General features: G+C 69.1%; 13 protein-coding genes and 3 pseudogenes. 12 read left to right on the top strand and 4 right to left on the bottom strand.

The window, feature by feature from the left end; genetic code table 11:
- The first annotated feature begins 245 nt into the window (after positions 1-245).
- The 4 genes and pseudogenes from ACWC2T_RS22435 to ACWC2T_RS22420 all read left to right on the top strand — a co-directional run bounded on the left by ACWC2T_RS22435 (position 246) and on the right by ACWC2T_RS22420 (position 2,266).
- Positions 246-899 (top strand): TetR/AcrR family transcriptional regulator, encoded by a 654-nt coding sequence (locus ACWC2T_RS22435; RefSeq protein ID WP_450672099.1) that lies wholly within the window; start codon positions 246-248, stop codon positions 897-899.
- Between the two features lie 496 nt (positions 900-1,395).
- Positions 1,396-1,566 (top strand): annotated as a pseudogene (locus tag ACWC2T_RS22430) (MFS transporter); the annotation flags it as partial.
- 11 nt (positions 1,567-1,577) lie between these two features.
- Positions 1,578-1,907 (top strand): hypothetical protein, encoded by a 330-nt coding sequence (locus tag ACWC2T_RS22425; RefSeq protein WP_450672098.1) that lies wholly within the window; start codon positions 1,578-1,580, stop codon positions 1,905-1,907.
- On the top strand, positions 1,841-2,266 hold the full coding sequence (locus tag ACWC2T_RS22420; protein WP_450672097.1) for a PP2C family protein-serine/threonine phosphatase: 426 nt from the start codon (positions 1,841-1,843) through the stop codon (positions 2,264-2,266). Before ACWC2T_RS22425 ends, ACWC2T_RS22420 begins: the two co-directional genes overlap by 67 nt.
- 130 nt (positions 2,267-2,396) lie before the next feature.
- Here ACWC2T_RS22420 and ACWC2T_RS22415 read toward each other — a convergent pair whose 3' ends face one another.
- From ACWC2T_RS22415 to ACWC2T_RS22405, 3 genes are all read right to left on the bottom strand, one after another.
- On the bottom strand, positions 2,397-2,726 hold the full coding sequence (locus ACWC2T_RS22415) for an NIPSNAP family protein (RefSeq protein ID WP_450672096.1): 330 nt from the start codon (positions 2,724-2,726) through the stop codon (positions 2,397-2,399).
- A gap of 42 nt (positions 2,727-2,768) precedes the next feature.
- On the bottom strand, positions 2,769-3,158 hold the full coding sequence (locus ACWC2T_RS22410) for an SsgA family sporulation/cell division regulator (RefSeq protein WP_450672095.1): 390 nt from the start codon (positions 3,156-3,158) through the stop codon (positions 2,769-2,771).
- Between the two features lie 372 nt (positions 3,159-3,530).
- Complete coding sequence (locus ACWC2T_RS22405; protein ID WP_450672094.1) at positions 3,531-4,013, bottom strand: hypothetical protein; 483 nt, start codon at positions 4,011-4,013, stop codon at positions 3,531-3,533.
- Positions 4,014-4,385: 372 nt separating this feature from the next.
- Here ACWC2T_RS22405 and ACWC2T_RS22400 point away from each other — a divergent pair, with 372 nt between their 5' ends.
- Positions 4,386-4,595 carry a ferredoxin gene (locus ACWC2T_RS22400; RefSeq protein ID WP_450672118.1) on the top strand — a complete coding sequence of 70 codons (210 nt, stop codon included), beginning with the start codon at positions 4,386-4,388 and terminating at the stop codon, positions 4,593-4,595.
- 176 nt (positions 4,596-4,771) lie between these two features.
- Positions 4,772-4,903 (top strand): annotated as a pseudogene (locus ACWC2T_RS22395) (cytochrome P450); the annotation flags it as partial.
- A 233-nt stretch (positions 4,904-5,136) separates the two neighbouring features.
- Here the strand turns inward: ACWC2T_RS22395 and ACWC2T_RS22390 are convergent.
- The gene (locus ACWC2T_RS22390; RefSeq protein ID WP_450672093.1) at positions 5,137-5,772 is read right to left on the bottom strand and encodes a TetR/AcrR family transcriptional regulator; all 636 of its coding nucleotides are present in this window, start codon (positions 5,770-5,772) and stop codon (positions 5,137-5,139) included.
- 434 nt (positions 5,773-6,206) lie between these two features.
- Here ACWC2T_RS22390 and ACWC2T_RS22385 point away from each other — a divergent pair, with 434 nt between their 5' ends.
- From ACWC2T_RS22385 to ACWC2T_RS22360, 6 genes and pseudogenes are all read left to right on the top strand, one after another.
- Positions 6,207-8,669, top strand: a complete 2,463-nt coding sequence (locus ACWC2T_RS22385; RefSeq protein WP_450672092.1) for a SpoIIE family protein phosphatase — start codon at positions 6,207-6,209, stop codon at positions 8,667-8,669.
- Between the two features lie 1,257 nt (positions 8,670-9,926).
- A pseudogene (locus ACWC2T_RS22380) lies at positions 9,927-11,023 on the top strand (IS110 family transposase).
- A gap of 32 nt (positions 11,024-11,055) precedes the next feature.
- Positions 11,056-12,345 carry a bifunctional 3-oxoadipate enol-lactonase/4-carboxymuconolactone decarboxylase PcaDC gene (gene pcaDC, locus ACWC2T_RS22375; protein WP_450672091.1) on the top strand — a complete coding sequence of 430 codons (1,290 nt, stop codon included), beginning with the start codon at positions 11,056-11,058 and terminating at the stop codon, positions 12,343-12,345.
- Between the two features lie 68 nt (positions 12,346-12,413).
- Positions 12,414-13,049 (top strand): MBL fold metallo-hydrolase, encoded by a 636-nt coding sequence (locus ACWC2T_RS22370; protein WP_450672090.1) that lies wholly within the window; start codon positions 12,414-12,416, stop codon positions 13,047-13,049.
- 51 nt (positions 13,050-13,100) lie between these two features.
- Positions 13,101-13,880, top strand: coding sequence for an exodeoxyribonuclease III (locus ACWC2T_RS22365; protein WP_450672089.1), 780 nt, complete (start codon positions 13,101-13,103; stop codon positions 13,878-13,880).
- Positions 13,881-13,896: 16 nt separating this feature from the next.
- A complete protein-coding gene (locus tag ACWC2T_RS22360) occupies positions 13,897-14,316 on the top strand; it encodes a DUF6278 family protein (protein WP_450672088.1) in 420 nt (139 codons plus the stop codon).
- Positions 14,317-14,325: the final 9 nt, after the last annotated feature.

The raw sequence follows: 14,325 nt of genomic DNA, 5'->3' as shown, positions 1-14,325 counted from the left end.
TCCTCTGCGGAGGGGGTGGAGGGGGATGGGCAAGGGCGCGCTGCGTAGGTCGATGCCGTGGCGCCGTACGGAAACATACGCCGTATGGAATTGGAACCATACGCGGTACGGAAAGTGGAGTGCAACCCCGGGAGCCCAGGTGGGGCTGTGGTGAAGCTCATTTCCATACCTCGTACGGAACGGGTACCGTACGAGGTATGGAAAAGAAGGTGAGACGTCCCCCGCGGGGAACGAGGAAGAGAGACGTGCCTCTGACCGAGGCCGGGATCTATGCCGCCGCCCTGCGGCTCATCGACGAGGACGGGGTCGAGGCGCTCACCATGCGCAAGCTCGCGACCGTGCTCGACGCGAACCCGATGTCGCTGTACCACCACGTGCCGAACAAGGAAGCCGTGCTGCGCGGCGTGACGAGAATGGTGGGCGCCCAGTTCCGCACCGTGACACTGGAGGACGCCCCCTGGCAGGAGCGGATCCGCCTGCTCGCCACGGACTTCCGGACCCTGGCGCACCGTCACCCCAAGCTGCTGGCGTACTCGTTCAGCCACCAGCCGGACTTCATCCAGCCCAACGACCCGTTCTGGACCGCACTCACCGCTATCGTGGCCGCTGCCGGTGTGCCGCAGTCAGAGGTCTCGGAGATCGCCGCGCTGATGGTCGCCGTCGTAGTCGGTGTCCTCAGCGCCGAACTCAACGGCTCGCTCCACCAGTGGGCGAACCTCACACCCCCCGGCCCCGACATCGACGAAGAGGAAGCCGCGGACGCATATCCCGGCCCTGCGGCTGCAGCGCATGAAGGCCCTGACCAGGACCACATGTTCCGCCTCGTGCTGGACACGCTGATCACGGGCCTGGAAAGCCGGCTCACCGGCGATCGTGACGGCCAGGGCACGGACCGCTGACCCGATCATCCTGAGGCGCTGTGCCCCAGGCACTCGCACCTGAGCCGCGCCCGCAGTCGGGCGACGCCAGGGCTGCGACACGGTGGAGCCACCCCCGTGACATCGGGGAAGACCGCCCGGCGGGGTGGTTCCACAAATCCTGCACGGCAGCCCTATGCCGACGCTGCGTGCAAAGGGCGCGTGTTCGTAAACCTTTCTGAGGCAGGAAATCGTCGGCCTCGTCGAGCTGCATAACCGCGCCTCCGTTCACTGAGGCGGGCAGCCGCCGACTGCTCCCGCCCGTGAACCGAAGTGGCGCCCCGTACCGGATGAGCCCTACCCGATCTCTCGATCCGTTTTTTCTCTCTTCCTCCATCCCCCACCGCTGTCTGTAGGGCTGCCCCCCATGTCCCAGAACGCCACCGCCGCTGCTCGCGGCGCCGAGACCGCACCTGAGAATGTGCCCGATCGCTCGCATCAGGGGCGCTGGTGGATTCTGCTGGTCGTTTCGCTGTCCATGCTGATGGGTGTCCTCGACGGCACCATCGTGAACATCGCCCTGCCGTCCGCCCAGCACGACCTGGGCTTCTCCGACGCCTCTCGGCAGTGGGTGGTCACCGCCTACGCGCTCGCCTTCGGCAGCCTGCTGCTACTCGGCGGCCGGGTCACCGACCTGGCCGGGCAGAAGGTGACCGCGGCGTGCTGACCCAGTACCTGGACTGGCGCTGGACCATGTACGTCAACGTGATCTTCGCGGGGGTGGCGTTCGTCGGTGGAGCGGCCCTGCTGCACCGCACCCCGCGCGATACGTCCTCGAAGCTCGATGTCCCCGGCACCGTGCTGGTCACCATCGGGCTGTTCTGCCTGGTCTACGGATTCTCGAACGCCGAGACAAACGGCTGTGGCCCGGCCGCGACCTGGGGCATGCTGGCGGTCGGCGCCCTACTGGTGGCCGTCTTCGTGTGGTGGCAGAGCAGGGCGGCGCGGTGCACGACGCCCACGAGCACTTCATCACCGCTGCCCTGCTAGACATCCCCGATCAGGGCCCGCAGGCCGAGAAGCTTAGCTGCGGCCATCCCCCGCCCCGGCTGATCTGTGGAGATCAGGTGACCGTCCTGTACTCCCGCCGGCCCGCGCCCCCGTTGGGCCTGTGCGCCCTCTGCGTCCGGAAGGAGAGCACCGACCCGTTCACCTTGGAACCTGGTGACATGGTGCTGCTCTACACCGACGGCGTGATCGAAGCCCGCTCACCCGCCGGAGCCTTCTACCCGCTCGCCAACGGGTTGCCTTCTTCCCCGCCTCAAGCCCCGACGCGCTGCTGCACCACATTCACCACGACCTGCTCGAATACACCGCAGGGCGACTCACCGACGACGACGCTTTCCTGATCATCCCACGCACCCCCTCGCGTCATCTGCACCGGCCGCACCTCATGTCCGGCGCCGAGGGAACTGCCTTGCAACGAGACCCGTTGGACGCCGGCCGCCATGGCCGAAGCATCCGGTCGCGCGAGAACCCTCAGCGCAAGGGTGAGTCGGCGGTGGGCGTCAGTGCGGTCTCGGTGACGCCGACGATCTGGCCGAGGTCGAAGCCCTCCATGTCGGCGCGGAATTCCGGGCTGGCCAGATACGCCAGTAGCCGCTCCTGCACGTCGTCGCCGTCCCGGTAGGAGACGAGGGCGTACAGCTGGGGCGTCTCACTGCCGGGAGCCGCGGGTACCGTCCAGACACCGTGCGTGGTGATCCGGTGCTTCGCCATGCCGGGAATGTGCTTGGACCAGATGTTCGCGTAGGCGACGAGCGCCTTGCGGCTGCACAGCGTGTAGACACGAAGCTGGTACTGGGACATGGACAGTCGATCCTTTTCTGTCTGAGCATGGATGATCAGTGGTCAGCTTTGCGAGAGCAGGTATGCCAGTTCGGCGTCCCAGTCGATGCGCTCCGACTCGGTGCCTCGTGGCACCACGGTCTCCGTGCGCTCCAGGAAGGTCTTGACGTCGTGTACGGGGACCTCGACAAGGGCGGTGCCCGCGCGAGACCCGAGAGCGATGTACATCGCGGGGTCACCACGGTTGGCGGCCGACCAGATCCGGCTGTCGCCATGACCTGCGCAACCGTTCAGGCCGTCGGCCAGAAGGTCACGTCCCAGGACCCATTCGACCGGCTCGTGGCTGTGGATGAAAAAGGCGGCACGGACGACGTAGGGATCAGCAGGCTCGTACCGCAGCCGCATGCACAAGGGCTGTGAGTAGGTGCGCGAGACGACGAGCTGCGCGGTCACGGCCCGAACCACGGTCCTCGAAGACTCCATGGGCATTCACTCCAAGGCACCCCCCTTGCCTCGGCTGCGCCCCGGCGCTCGTGGCGACAAGCACGCATCGCATCAGGAGGTGTTCAGCAGGGCCCGGGCGCCGGACAGTATCGGCGGACCGCGCGGGTCGTGGCGTCGCGGCAGTGGGGCGACGCGCGCCTGTGGCACGAGGTGGTGCCGCAGGCAGGTTCAGAGGGGAGCAGGGAGCAGGCCCTCGCTGGATCACCCGCCCGGGCGGCGGGCAGGGGACCGCTGATCCGTGACCAGCGGTCGCATCCCTGCCGCCGACAGGCATCAAGGCGAGGGGTACAGCCTCCGCTCAGGGCACAGGCGGGACCTGTCTTACCGGTCACCGTGGTTCCGGTCGTAGTGGTCCCATCCGTAGGAGTCCCAGCCACCGTGGTTCCGGTAGTAGTGGTCCCAGCCGAAGTAGTCCCGGTGACCGCGGTTCCAGTCGTGGTGGTCCCAGCCCCGGCCGTCGCTCTCGTAGCGGTTCCAGTCGTGCCGGTAGGACCTGTCGGACTTCCATCCGCGCCGCTCATCGTCCCAGCGGTAGCAGCGACCGTCGCGGCTGTGCCAGAGGGAGCCGGCGACATGGTCGTCGTGGTGCCAGCCCCGCTTTCCGTCCCAGCAGTAGCCCTGCTCGATCAGGTAGCCCACGCCGTGGTCCCAGCGGTAGTCGGTGGGGTTGACCTCGGCCGACCGCTGGACGTGCACGGAGGCGGGAGTCGCGGCCGAAGCGGTGCCCCCGGCACCGACAACGGCGACACCCGCGACCGCCACGGAGGAAACGGCGGCAGCAATCCGCTTCGTGAGCTTCTTCATGGTCTTTCCTTCCGGTTGGTGCGGTCTGCACCAACGGCTGCTTTTGCAGGCGATGTGTGGCGCCTGGCGTTGTGTGGCGTTGTCCGTCAAGCAGTTCCATACGTTGTATGGAATTACCCTGCCAGGATAACCATACGACGTATGGAAATGGGGCGGCGGTGACAGTGACTCGGGTCACCCGGACCACCTGGCCGAAGGGATGTACCTGAACGCCTCTCAGCAACTGGGAGGTGGTTGCCGGGAGTTCGTCTCCTTCCCCCCTCACCCTGCCGGCCCGAATACCGGCTCTCCATCACAAGGCATGCAGGGATTCGGCTCTGGCCCCATGCTGGAGAGGAGGGGGGTGTGACAACGGAGGAAGGCGTGGTGGAGATGCGGACCGTTGTCGACCTCACACGCTGCCAGGGCTATGCACAGTGCGTGTTCCTCGCCCCGGAGGCGTTCGAGCTGCATGGCGACGAGGGGCTGCTGTACGCCACGGCCGTCCCGGACGACCAGGTGGAGCGGGTACGTCAGGCCGCGGCCGCGTGCCCGGTGCAGGCGATCCTCCTCGGGGAAGAGGTGAGCACCGGTGCCCGGTGACCTGAAAGACGGCCGTATCGTCATCGTCGGCGCGTCGCTGGCCGGGCTGAGAGCCGCGGAGGCGCTGCGCGAGGAGGGCTTCACCGCATCCCGAGCAGTTGGACCGGCTGCGCCGCGACCCCGAACTGCTGCCGCTAGCAGTGGAGGAACTGGTGCGTAGCGAGCCCCCGGTCCACATGCGCGAGCGCATGCCGCACGCCGACATCGACGTCGCCGGCACCAAGATCCCGCAACACGCGTCCGTCATTCTGGTGCTGACCTCAGGCAACCGCGACCCCATGCGGTTCCACGAACCCGACCGGTTCGAACTCACCCGCCCAGACAACCAACACCTCGGCTTCGGCAGCGGTATCCACCTCTGCTACGGCGGACCCTGCCCGGATCGAGGCATACATCGCGCTCAGCGCGCCGCTTCTCCACCTCGGCAGCGCCCGCCTGGTCGAGGACCTGCCCCCCTACCGCCAGAACGCCATGCTCCGCGGCCCCCGCCACCTGTCCATCCGACTGTGAAGCCGCGTCGCCAGCAGACAGCACATCGTCTTCACGCCGCAGCGGGAAGGGGTCGCCGGGCGAGGTCACGGGCCTCGTCCGCGGAGACGCCAAGCATGTGCAGGAGCGTCTCGGCCATCTTTGCGGCTGCATGGTCCCTGTCGGCCTCGGGCTGATGGAGCCAGAGCTGCAGGAGCGCCAGCAGGCTGCCGTTCAGCACGGTCAAGGCGATCATCGGGTCGACCACGGTGAAGCGGCCAGAAGTCATGCCCTGCTCCACGTCGTGTCTCGCGCGCGGAGCCAGTCCGCAGCCGGCGCATATGCGGCCGAGCTCGCTGTGGCAGAGAATCCGCATGATCTCCGGGTGTGAGCTGGCCATGCGTGCGCTGAGCCGCATAGCGGCGGCGAGGCGCTCGGCGGGGTCGTCGACGCCGTACAGATGTTTGTCGACGGCTCGGGCGAACTCCTCCAGTGCATCGGCCACGGCTGCGTCGAACAGGTCCGGCTTGGACGTGAAGTGGTTGTAGAACGAGCCGAAGCCCACGTCGGCGAGTTCCGCGATGGTTCGGATGCTGGCGCTCGTATCGCCCGAATCGGCCAGGAGCTGCCGCGCGGCGCGGACGAGTGCCTGCCGGGTCTCGGCCCGACGGCGTTCGAATCGATTCCTGGGTGAGGCTGACATCGGCATACACCGCACACAAGGTCACCAGTTCTGATGAATTCATCATCGCGCTGCCGCTGCGAATTGTCCAGCCTGAACCTCGCCGGACCCCAACTTCGCCGCCCAGGGGTCAGTGATTGCAGCGGCGACAGAGGTCGCCCCGCGTTCCCCGTCGCGCTTGCATGGCCACATTTGATTGAACGATCAGTTTCGGGGGCCTTGACGATGAAGCGGTCGTATCTGACTATTTCATCAGAAGTGGGCAAAATGGTGCAAAGGTGGCGGATGCCGGGCTGTGGGTCACAGGGCAGCGGCGGAGGTCGCCCGCTGCACCGCAAAGGCTCCCGCTACCCCCGGGGGCTCCGCCTCCTGCCCATCACCGTCCACCACGGCTACAGACCGGGCGGCCGCGCCCACATGCCGGCACTCCCTCACCTCCGAACTGAAGGGGATCAACCACGATGACGCATACCGACCACACGCCACTCGCCAAGCCGGTGAGCCCCGGCGAGATACCGGACTCGGCGATAGCGGTGATCAATGCGGACGGGACGGTGGCGGCGTGGACGCAGGCCGCTGAGCGACTTGTCGGGTACTCGGCCGCGGAAGTGGTGGGCCGATCCGCCGCGCACGTGCTACCGCCCCCTGAGGAGGCCCGAATGGCTTCGCTGTTCGCCGAGCAGCGCCGTGCCCAAAGTGGCTGGTCCGGCACCGCCGCGGTCCGCCACCGCGACGGCCACACGCTCAAGATGTCGCTGCGGGTCTCGCTGTTGTGGGGACAGGACGCCGGAACCCGGTGGCTGGTATCCGTGACCGACATAGGCGCCCTGTCCTCGGAGCCTGCCAACGGACCGGTGCGTGAGTCGCTCCTAGCCCATGCACCGATCGGCATCGTGGTGTATGACCCACAGTTGCGCTGTACCTGGGTGAACGACGCCATGGAGCGCCACGACGGCATTCCCCGTGACCGGCGCTTCGGACGCCGTCTGAAGGACTCGCTGCCCGCCGTGGAGGCCGAAGCGCTCGAGGTGGTGATGCAGCAGGTGCTGCAGAGCGGTACCACCATGGTCCACGAATACCGGGCGTGGCCGCTGTCGGACGGGCGCCGTGAACATGCGTTCTCGGCCTCGTTCTTCTGCCTCCAGGACGCGGACGGCACGCCCCTGGGAGTGTGCTCCATGACCGTGGATGTCACCGGGAACCGGCGGGCGCGCGAACGCCTGGCCATCCTCAGCGAGGCGAGTACGCGCATCGGCAGCACCCTCGACGTCATGCAGACCGGGCAGGAACTGGCCGAGCTCGCCGTGCCCCTGCTGGCCGACCACGCCCTCGTCGATCTGGTCGAGTCGGTTCCCTTTGGCGTGGAACCCTCGGCACGGATCGGCACGACGAGCAGCCGCCCGCCGCTGCTGCGCCGTGCTGGTCTGGCCTCCATCGACCTGGGACTCCTGGAGTTGCCGTGGGTGCGGGAAGAGGTGATCCACACCCACCCGAGCTCATCGTTCGCCGTCGCCCTGCGCACGGGCAGGTCTCACCTGGAGCCGGTGCTCGACACCCAGGCCGGTCCGTGGGTCGACCACGACCCGGTGCGGGCGCAGAAGGTGCGGGACAGCGGCGTCCACTCCTTGATGGTCGTGCCCATCCGTGCGCGGCGCTGCGTGCTGGGCCTGGCGCTGTTCGGCCGCTCCGAGGAACAGACGCCGTTCCAGGAGGACGACCTGCTCCTCGCCGAGGAGCTCGTCACCCGGACCGCGCTCAGCCTGGACAACGCCCTGCAGTATGCGCGCGAGCGCACCGCGGCCCTCACGCTGCAACGCGACCTGCTGCCCCACCGGGTGCAGGGCGGCGCCGCCGTCGAGGTCGCCTCGCGCTATGTGCCGGCGGACATGGACCACGGCGTGGGCGGTGACTGGTTCGACGTGATCGAGCTGTCCGGTGCCCGGGTGGCCCTGGTCGTCGGCGATGTGGTGGGACACGGCATCAACGCCGCGGCGACCATGGGCAGGCTGCGCACCGCCGTGCGCACGCTCGCGGACCTCGACCTGCCCCCGGACGAACTGCTGACACACCTCGACGACACGGTCCGGCGGCTGAACGACGAGGACACCGACGACACCGACCAGGCCCCCGCGGTGGTGGGCGCCACCTGTCTGTACGCCGTCTACGATCCGGTCACCCGGCGGTGCACCATGGCGCGGGCCGGGCATCCGCCGCCCCTGATCGTCGGCGCACAGGGCCGGGTCACCGTCCCTGACCTGCCCGCCGGAGCCCCGCTCGGCCTCGGTCTCGGCCTGGTCCCCTTCGAGTCCGTGGAACTGGAACTGCCCGAAGGAAGCGTGCTCGCCCTCTACTCCGACGGGCTGGTCGAGTCCCGGGACGAGGACATCGACGCCGGCCTGCGCCGCCTGGGCGCCGCCCTGGCACAGCCGGGCGCATCCCCGGAGGACATGTGCTCGCGAGTGATGGAGACCTTGCGCAGTCACACACCGGCCGACGATGTCACCTTGCTCCTTGCCCGGACCCGCGCGCTCGAGCCCACCCAGGTCGCCTCCTGGGACCTGCCGAACGAGCCGGTCACCGTCACGACAGCCCGGCACCTGGCCGCCCGTCAGCTCAGGGAATGGGGTCTGGAGCCGCTCGTGACGTCCGTGGAGTCGATCGTCAGCGAACTGGTCACCAATGCCATCCGCCACGGCGGCGGACCCAGCCGCCTACGGCTCATCCAGCACCGGGTGCTGACGTGCGAGGTCTTCGACAGCAACACCGGCCAGCCACGCTCCCGCCATCCCGGCGATCTCGACGAGCACGGCCGCGGCCTCCAGCTGGTCGCCCAGCTCTCGCGCCGGTGGGGCTCCCGCTGCGCAACGGACGGCAAGGTCGTCTGGGCCGAACAGGACCTGCCCGCCAGGGCCGGTGCCCTGTGACCCGTCGGCGAGCCGCGCGCGACAGGGGTCGTCCGCGCGTGTCGGTCTCTCGTAGCCGCAGGGCTCTTACCAGGAAGCCAGCGTTATGGATCACCCAGTGAATGGTGAAGACGCCGACTCGGTAGGCGCCTCCCAAGCAGCTATGAGTTGTCTTTGGTGCCGGTCCCGGCCGGGATGTCCGCCCTGGACGGCCGGCAGTCGCGGTGCTGGACGACCGAGGCGTGGTGGTGGGGCGGACCGGGACAGCAGAGGATCTGACTGGGTTCCACGCCGATGACGTCCACGGCCGCCCCGTGCGGCCCTGCTCTTCGCCGCAGTGGCCGCAGCCGTGGTGATGAGGCGACTTGACAGGTCCTGAGCGTTGCCTCATCGCACGGTCCACCCGCCTTCGCCTGGCCGGGCGTAGACCACCGCAATCGTCGACCGGCTCACCAGTTCCGGTCGCTGCCGGCTCGGGAGCGTCGAAACTCACTTTGCTGGGCGGTCGGTCATGTCCCCTGTGGTGGTGTAATCACTGGGCCCGAGGTGATCCGGTGTCGGCGACGGCTGAATTGTGAGCCACTGCCGACGCTTGGGTTCTCCGCTACTGGTCCACTTTTCAGCCGTCGCCGACAACCCGGTTCTGGGGGGAAGCCGACGGTCGTCCTCAGTGGGTTTCGGATTGAGGAGTCGGCCATGGAGCCTTCGGAGAGGTATCGAAGACCGGCCACTCGTCGTGAAGTTCGGCCGGGACCGCCTAGGCATCCACCTCGTGGCCGAGTCGAGGGGAAGCCGGCGAGGATCTCGCGCAGTGCCTACAGGATTTGTGGCCAGCGGCTTACAAGGGAGGGGTCTGAGGGCGTTCCTGCCATGGCCGACGAAGGACTGCCGGGATGGCGGACCACACGGCTGTCCGTCAAGGTCGGTCACGAGTGGACGAAGAGTCAACGTACTGTCAGCCGGTCCAGGCCAGGTTGAGCGCCGGTTCGTTCGAAGCCATCCGGCAGTTATCGAGTCACGCCGTTGTGCCGGGATCGATGGGACGGTGGCGCAGTGCCGTCCCGGACGGGGGTCTGACTCATGAGATCTATGACCGGAGTGTCCAGTCACTGGCTTGTCGACTGTCGTTGCGGGATGGCGACTGCTGGTACCGAGCCACAGGGCGTGTCCCAATAGGGGCCTTGCCGATCTTCAGGCGCCATCACGGTTCAGACCGCCCGAGCAGGCCGGTGCCATCCACCCCAGCCAGCACGTCACCCACGTCGGAGGCGAACCATCATGACGACCCGACAGCGCAGCACCTCCTCGAGCACGGATCCGCCCGTTCGGCGCGAGGTCGTCCTGGGCGTGGACACGCACGGCGAGGTGCATGTTGCCGCCGTGATCTCCCCGCTCGGGAAGATCCTGGGAACGGAGTCCTTTCCCGCGACGGCGGCCGGCTACCGGCAGTTGCTCGTGTGGGCCCGCAAGCGGGGTACGGTGCGCCGGGCCGGTGTGGAGGGCACCGGCACCTTCGGCGCGGGCCTGGCCCGCTACCTGCTGGCCCAGCAGATTCAGGTCTTCGAAGTGAACCGGCCCGACCGCTCGGCCCGCCGACTGCTCGGGAAGTCGGACCCGCTCGACGCTCAGGCCGCCGCGCGAGCCGTGCTCAGCGGTCGCGCCCGGGCCCGGGCCACGTCCGGCGACGGACCGGCGCACGGCGCCCGGATCTTCAAGCTCGCCAAGGACTCCGCGGTCAAGGCCCGTACCCAGGCGATCAACCAGCTCAAAGCCGTCCTGGTCATCGCCGATCCCGCACTGCGGGAACGACTTTCCAGCCTGGGCAACCGCGAGCTGTTCCGCACCTGCGCACGCCTCGGGCCAGGCGACGGCGAGGACGGCGAGAACGCGGTGGCCCAGGCCACCCACATGACCCTGAGAATGCTCGCCGAGCGCATCGAACAGCTCACCGGGCAGATCGATGAGCTGAACCAACGCCTGACCAGCTCGTCGAACACCACGCCCCACAGCTGCTCGTACCGGTGGGCATCGGCCCGGACAGCGCAGTCGCCCTGCTGATCACCATGGGAGACAACCCCGAGCGGCTGAACACCGAGGCGTCCTTTGCTGCCCTTTGCGGAGTCAGCCCCGTCGAGTATTCGTCGGGCCGTCGGAGCACGCGTCGGCTCAACTACGGCGGCGACCGTCAGGCGAACGCCGCCCTGCACCGCATCGTGTTCACCCGGCTGCGCCACGACCCGCGCACTCAGGCGTACTTCGAACGCCGCACCCAGGAGGGCAAGACCCGGCGTGAGATCATCCGATGCCTCAAGCGGTATGCCGCCCGAGAGGTCTTCAACCTGGTCAGACCGGTTTCCCGCGCCCCTGCGTTATAGGGGCGTCCGTGAGACGTGAGAGGGTCTGGGGCGTGAGTGAGACACCCCCGAACACCCTGCAATACCGCTTTGACGGGCCAGAAGACGCTCCGGTCCTGATCTTGGGTCCCTCACTGGGTACCACATGGCACATGTGGGACCGCCAGGTCCCGGAGCTGGCCAAGCAGTGGCGGGTTGTGCGGTTCGACCTGCCGGGACACGGCGGGGCGCCCGCCCGCCCGGCCGGATCCGTCGCCGAGCTGGCCACCCGGCTGCTGGCCACGCTGGACTCGCTCGGCGTGCAGCGGTTCGGCTACGCGGGCTGTGCGCTGGGCGGTGCCGTCGGCATCGAGCTGGCCCTGCGCCATCCCGAGCGGCTCGCCTCGCTGGCCCTGGTCGCGGCCTCGCCCCGGTTCGGCACCGCCGACGAGTTCCGGCAGCGCGGGGTGATCGTCCGCACCAACGGGCTCGACCCGATCGCCCGTGCCTCGCCCGACCGCTGGTTCACCGACTCCTTCGCCGCGGCTCAGCCGGCGATCACCGAGTGGGCGGTGCAGATGGTCCGCACCACCGACCCGGGCTGCTACATCGCCGCCTGCGAGGCGCTCGCATCCTTCGACGTCAGGGCCGAGCTGGGCCGGGTCGGCGTGCCGACGCTCGTGCTCGTCGGCGCCGACGACCAGGTCACCGGGCCCGCCGAGGCTCGCACCCTGGTCGCCGGCATACCGGATGCCCGCCTCGCGGTCGTCCCCGGCGCCTCCCACCTGGTCCCGGTCGAGCAGCCTGCGGCCGTCACCGACCTGCTGGTGCACCACTTCTCCACCGCCTGGCAGCAGCCCTACGACACCGGCCAGACGGTCCTGCCGTCGGCGGCGGTCGTCCCGGCCCCGGCCATGCCGCCGGCGGCCGTACCGGTCGCCGAGATAGCCCCGGCCGCCGTACCGGCGCAGCCGGCCGCGCGGCCCGACCGGTACGAGACCGGGCTCAAGATCCGCCGGGAGGTGCTCGGCGACGCGCACGTGGACCGGGTGCTGGCCGAGTCCGAGGGGTTCTCCGGGGAGTTCCAGGAGTTCGTCACCCGCTACGCCTGGGGCGAGGTGTGGGACCGGCCGGGCCTGGACCGCCGGACCCGCAGTTGCGTCACGCTGACCGCGCTGGTCGCGGGCGGTCATCTGGAGGAGCTGGCCGTCCACACTCGGGCCGCGTTGCGCAACGGGCTCACCCCGGACGAGATCAGGGAAGTGCTGCTGCAGGCGGCCGTGTACTGCGGGATGCCGGCCGCGAACAGCGCGTTCCGGGTGGCCCGGGAGGTCATCCTGGAGGAGACCACGCCCGCCGAGTGAGCGCCGGGTGAACGCCGGGCGAGTGCCGAGTGCGCCCCGTGCCGCCGCAGGCGGCAGGATGGGGTGACATGAAGCTCACGAAGAAGTCCCACGCCTGTGTCCGCCTCGACAAGGACGGTCGGACGCTCGTCATCGACCCGGGCGGGTTCAGCGAGGAGGACGCCGCGCTCGGCGCCGACGCCATCCTGATCACGCACGAGCACCCGGACCACTTCGACGAGTTCCGGCTCCGGGCCGCCATGGAGAACAACCCCGCGGCCCGGATCTGGACGCTGAAGTCGGTCGCCGAACGGATCACGTCGGCCTTTCCGGGCCGGGTGCACACCGTCGGCCACGGCGACACCTTCACCGCGGCCGGCTTCGACGTGCAGGTCCACGGGGAACTGCACGCGGTGATCCACCCGGACATCCCGCGGATCACCAACGTCGGCTTCCTCATCGACGACGGCAAGGTCTTCCACCCCGGCGACGCCCTCACCGTCCCCGCCCATCCCGTCGAGACGCTGATGCTCCCGGTGATGGCCCCCTGGAACAAGATCTCCGAGGTCATCGACTACGTCCGCGAGGTCAGGCCGCGGCGCGCCTACGACGTCCACGACGCCCTGCTGACCGACCTGGCCCGCCCGATCTACGACCGCCAGATCGGCGCCCTGGGCGGCACGGACCACCAGCGGCTGACCCCGGGAGCGTCGGCGGAGGTCTGAGCCCGTCGCCGTCCGAGCCCGTTGTCAGTGGCTCCGGGTAGGTTGTGAGGCATGCGCATCGCCACCTGGAACGTGAACTCGATCACCGCCCGCCTCCCGAGGCTGCTGGCCTGGCTGGAGAGCAGCGGCACCGACGTGCTCTGCCTGCAGGAGGCCAAGGTCGCCGAGGAGCAGTTCCCGTTCGACCAGCTGCGCGAGGTGGGCTACGAGTCGGCGGTCCACGCGACCGGCCGGTGGAACGGCGTGGCGGTGCTCTCCCGCGTCGGCATCGAGGACGTCGTCAAGGGCCTGCCCGGCGACCCCGGCTTCGACGGCGTGACCGAGCCGCGGGCCATCTCGGCGACCTGCGGCCCGGTCCGCGTCTGGTCGGTGTACGTCCCCAACGGCCGCGAGGTGGAGCACCCGCACTACGCCTACAAGCTCCAGTGGTTCGAGGCCCTGAAGGCGGCCGTCGCCGGTGACGCGGGCGCCGGCCGCCCGTTCGCCGTGCTGGGCGACTACAACGTGGCGCCGACGGACGACGACGTCTACGACCCGGCCGTCTTCGAGGGCTCCACCCATGTCACCCCCGCCGAGCGCGCCGCCCTCGCCTCCCTGCGCGAGGCCGGCCTGAACGACGTGGTGCCGCGCCCGCTGAAGTACGACCACCCGTTCACGTACTGGGACTACCGCCAGCTCTGCTTCCCGAAGAACCGCGGCATGCGCATCGACCTGGTGTACGGCAACGCGTCGTTCGCGGGGGCCGTCAAGGACGCCTACGTCGACCGCGAGGAGCGCAAGGGCAAGGGTGCCTCCGATCACGCTCCGGTGGTGGTCGACCTCGACGTCTGATGCGACGCTGGAGTGCATGAACCTTCCGTTCCTGGGCCACCGGCACAAGAAGAACGGTGACGCGGCCATCCCCACCGACCCGGAGGGGATCGCCGCGCTGCTGTCCGAGTGCGAACTGCTCCGTTCGCAGGCGGCCCGGGCGGGCGTCCGTCTCGACGACACCCCGGCCTCCCTGGAGGCCCTGGACCAGCTGGTCCCGCGCTGGCGCGACGACGCCGAGACGCTGCCCTGGCTGGGCAATGACGCGGGACTGTATCTGGGCACGGTCGTGGTGCGCACCGTACCCGGTGCCACCTGGCTGATCCGCCCCGACGGGGAGCCTGTCGTACGGCTGGCCTCCGGCCGTGAGGTCGAGGTGACGGGCCCCGGGCAGGGCTGGGCCGCGAGCGGCGTGCCCGAACTGTCCCAGCTGTACGCGGAGATCGCCGAGGCCTGAGCCGGTATC

It is taken from the genome of Streptomyces sp. NPDC001393 (assembly GCF_053597455.1).
Note: the sequence above shows the minus strand (reverse complement) of the source record. Positions and strands in the feature narration are given on the sequence as shown.

Coding starts and splice junctions, on each gene's coding strand:
- ACWC2T_RS22415 (WP_450672096.1), bottom strand. CDS start 2,726: ATGTCCCAGTACCAGCTTCGTGTCTACACGCTGTGCAGCCGCAAGGCG.
- ACWC2T_RS22405 (WP_450672094.1), bottom strand. CDS start 4,013: ATGAAGAAGCTCACGAAGCGGATTGCTGCCGCCGTTTCCTCCGTGGCG.
- ACWC2T_RS22400 (WP_450672118.1), top strand. CDS start 4,386: ATGCGGACCGTTGTCGACCTCACACGCTGCCAGGGCTATGCACAGTGC.
- ACWC2T_RS22390 (WP_450672093.1), bottom strand. CDS start 5,772: ATGCCGATGTCAGCCTCACCCAGGAATCGATTCGAACGCCGTCGGGCC.
- ACWC2T_RS22385 (WP_450672092.1), top strand. CDS start 6,207: ATGACGCATACCGACCACACGCCACTCGCCAAGCCGGTGAGCCCCGGC.
- ACWC2T_RS22370 (WP_450672090.1), top strand. CDS start 12,414: ATGAAGCTCACGAAGAAGTCCCACGCCTGTGTCCGCCTCGACAAGGAC.
- ACWC2T_RS22365 (WP_450672089.1), top strand. CDS start 13,101: ATGCGCATCGCCACCTGGAACGTGAACTCGATCACCGCCCGCCTCCCG.
- ACWC2T_RS22360 (WP_450672088.1), top strand. CDS start 13,897: ATGAACCTTCCGTTCCTGGGCCACCGGCACAAGAAGAACGGTGACGCG.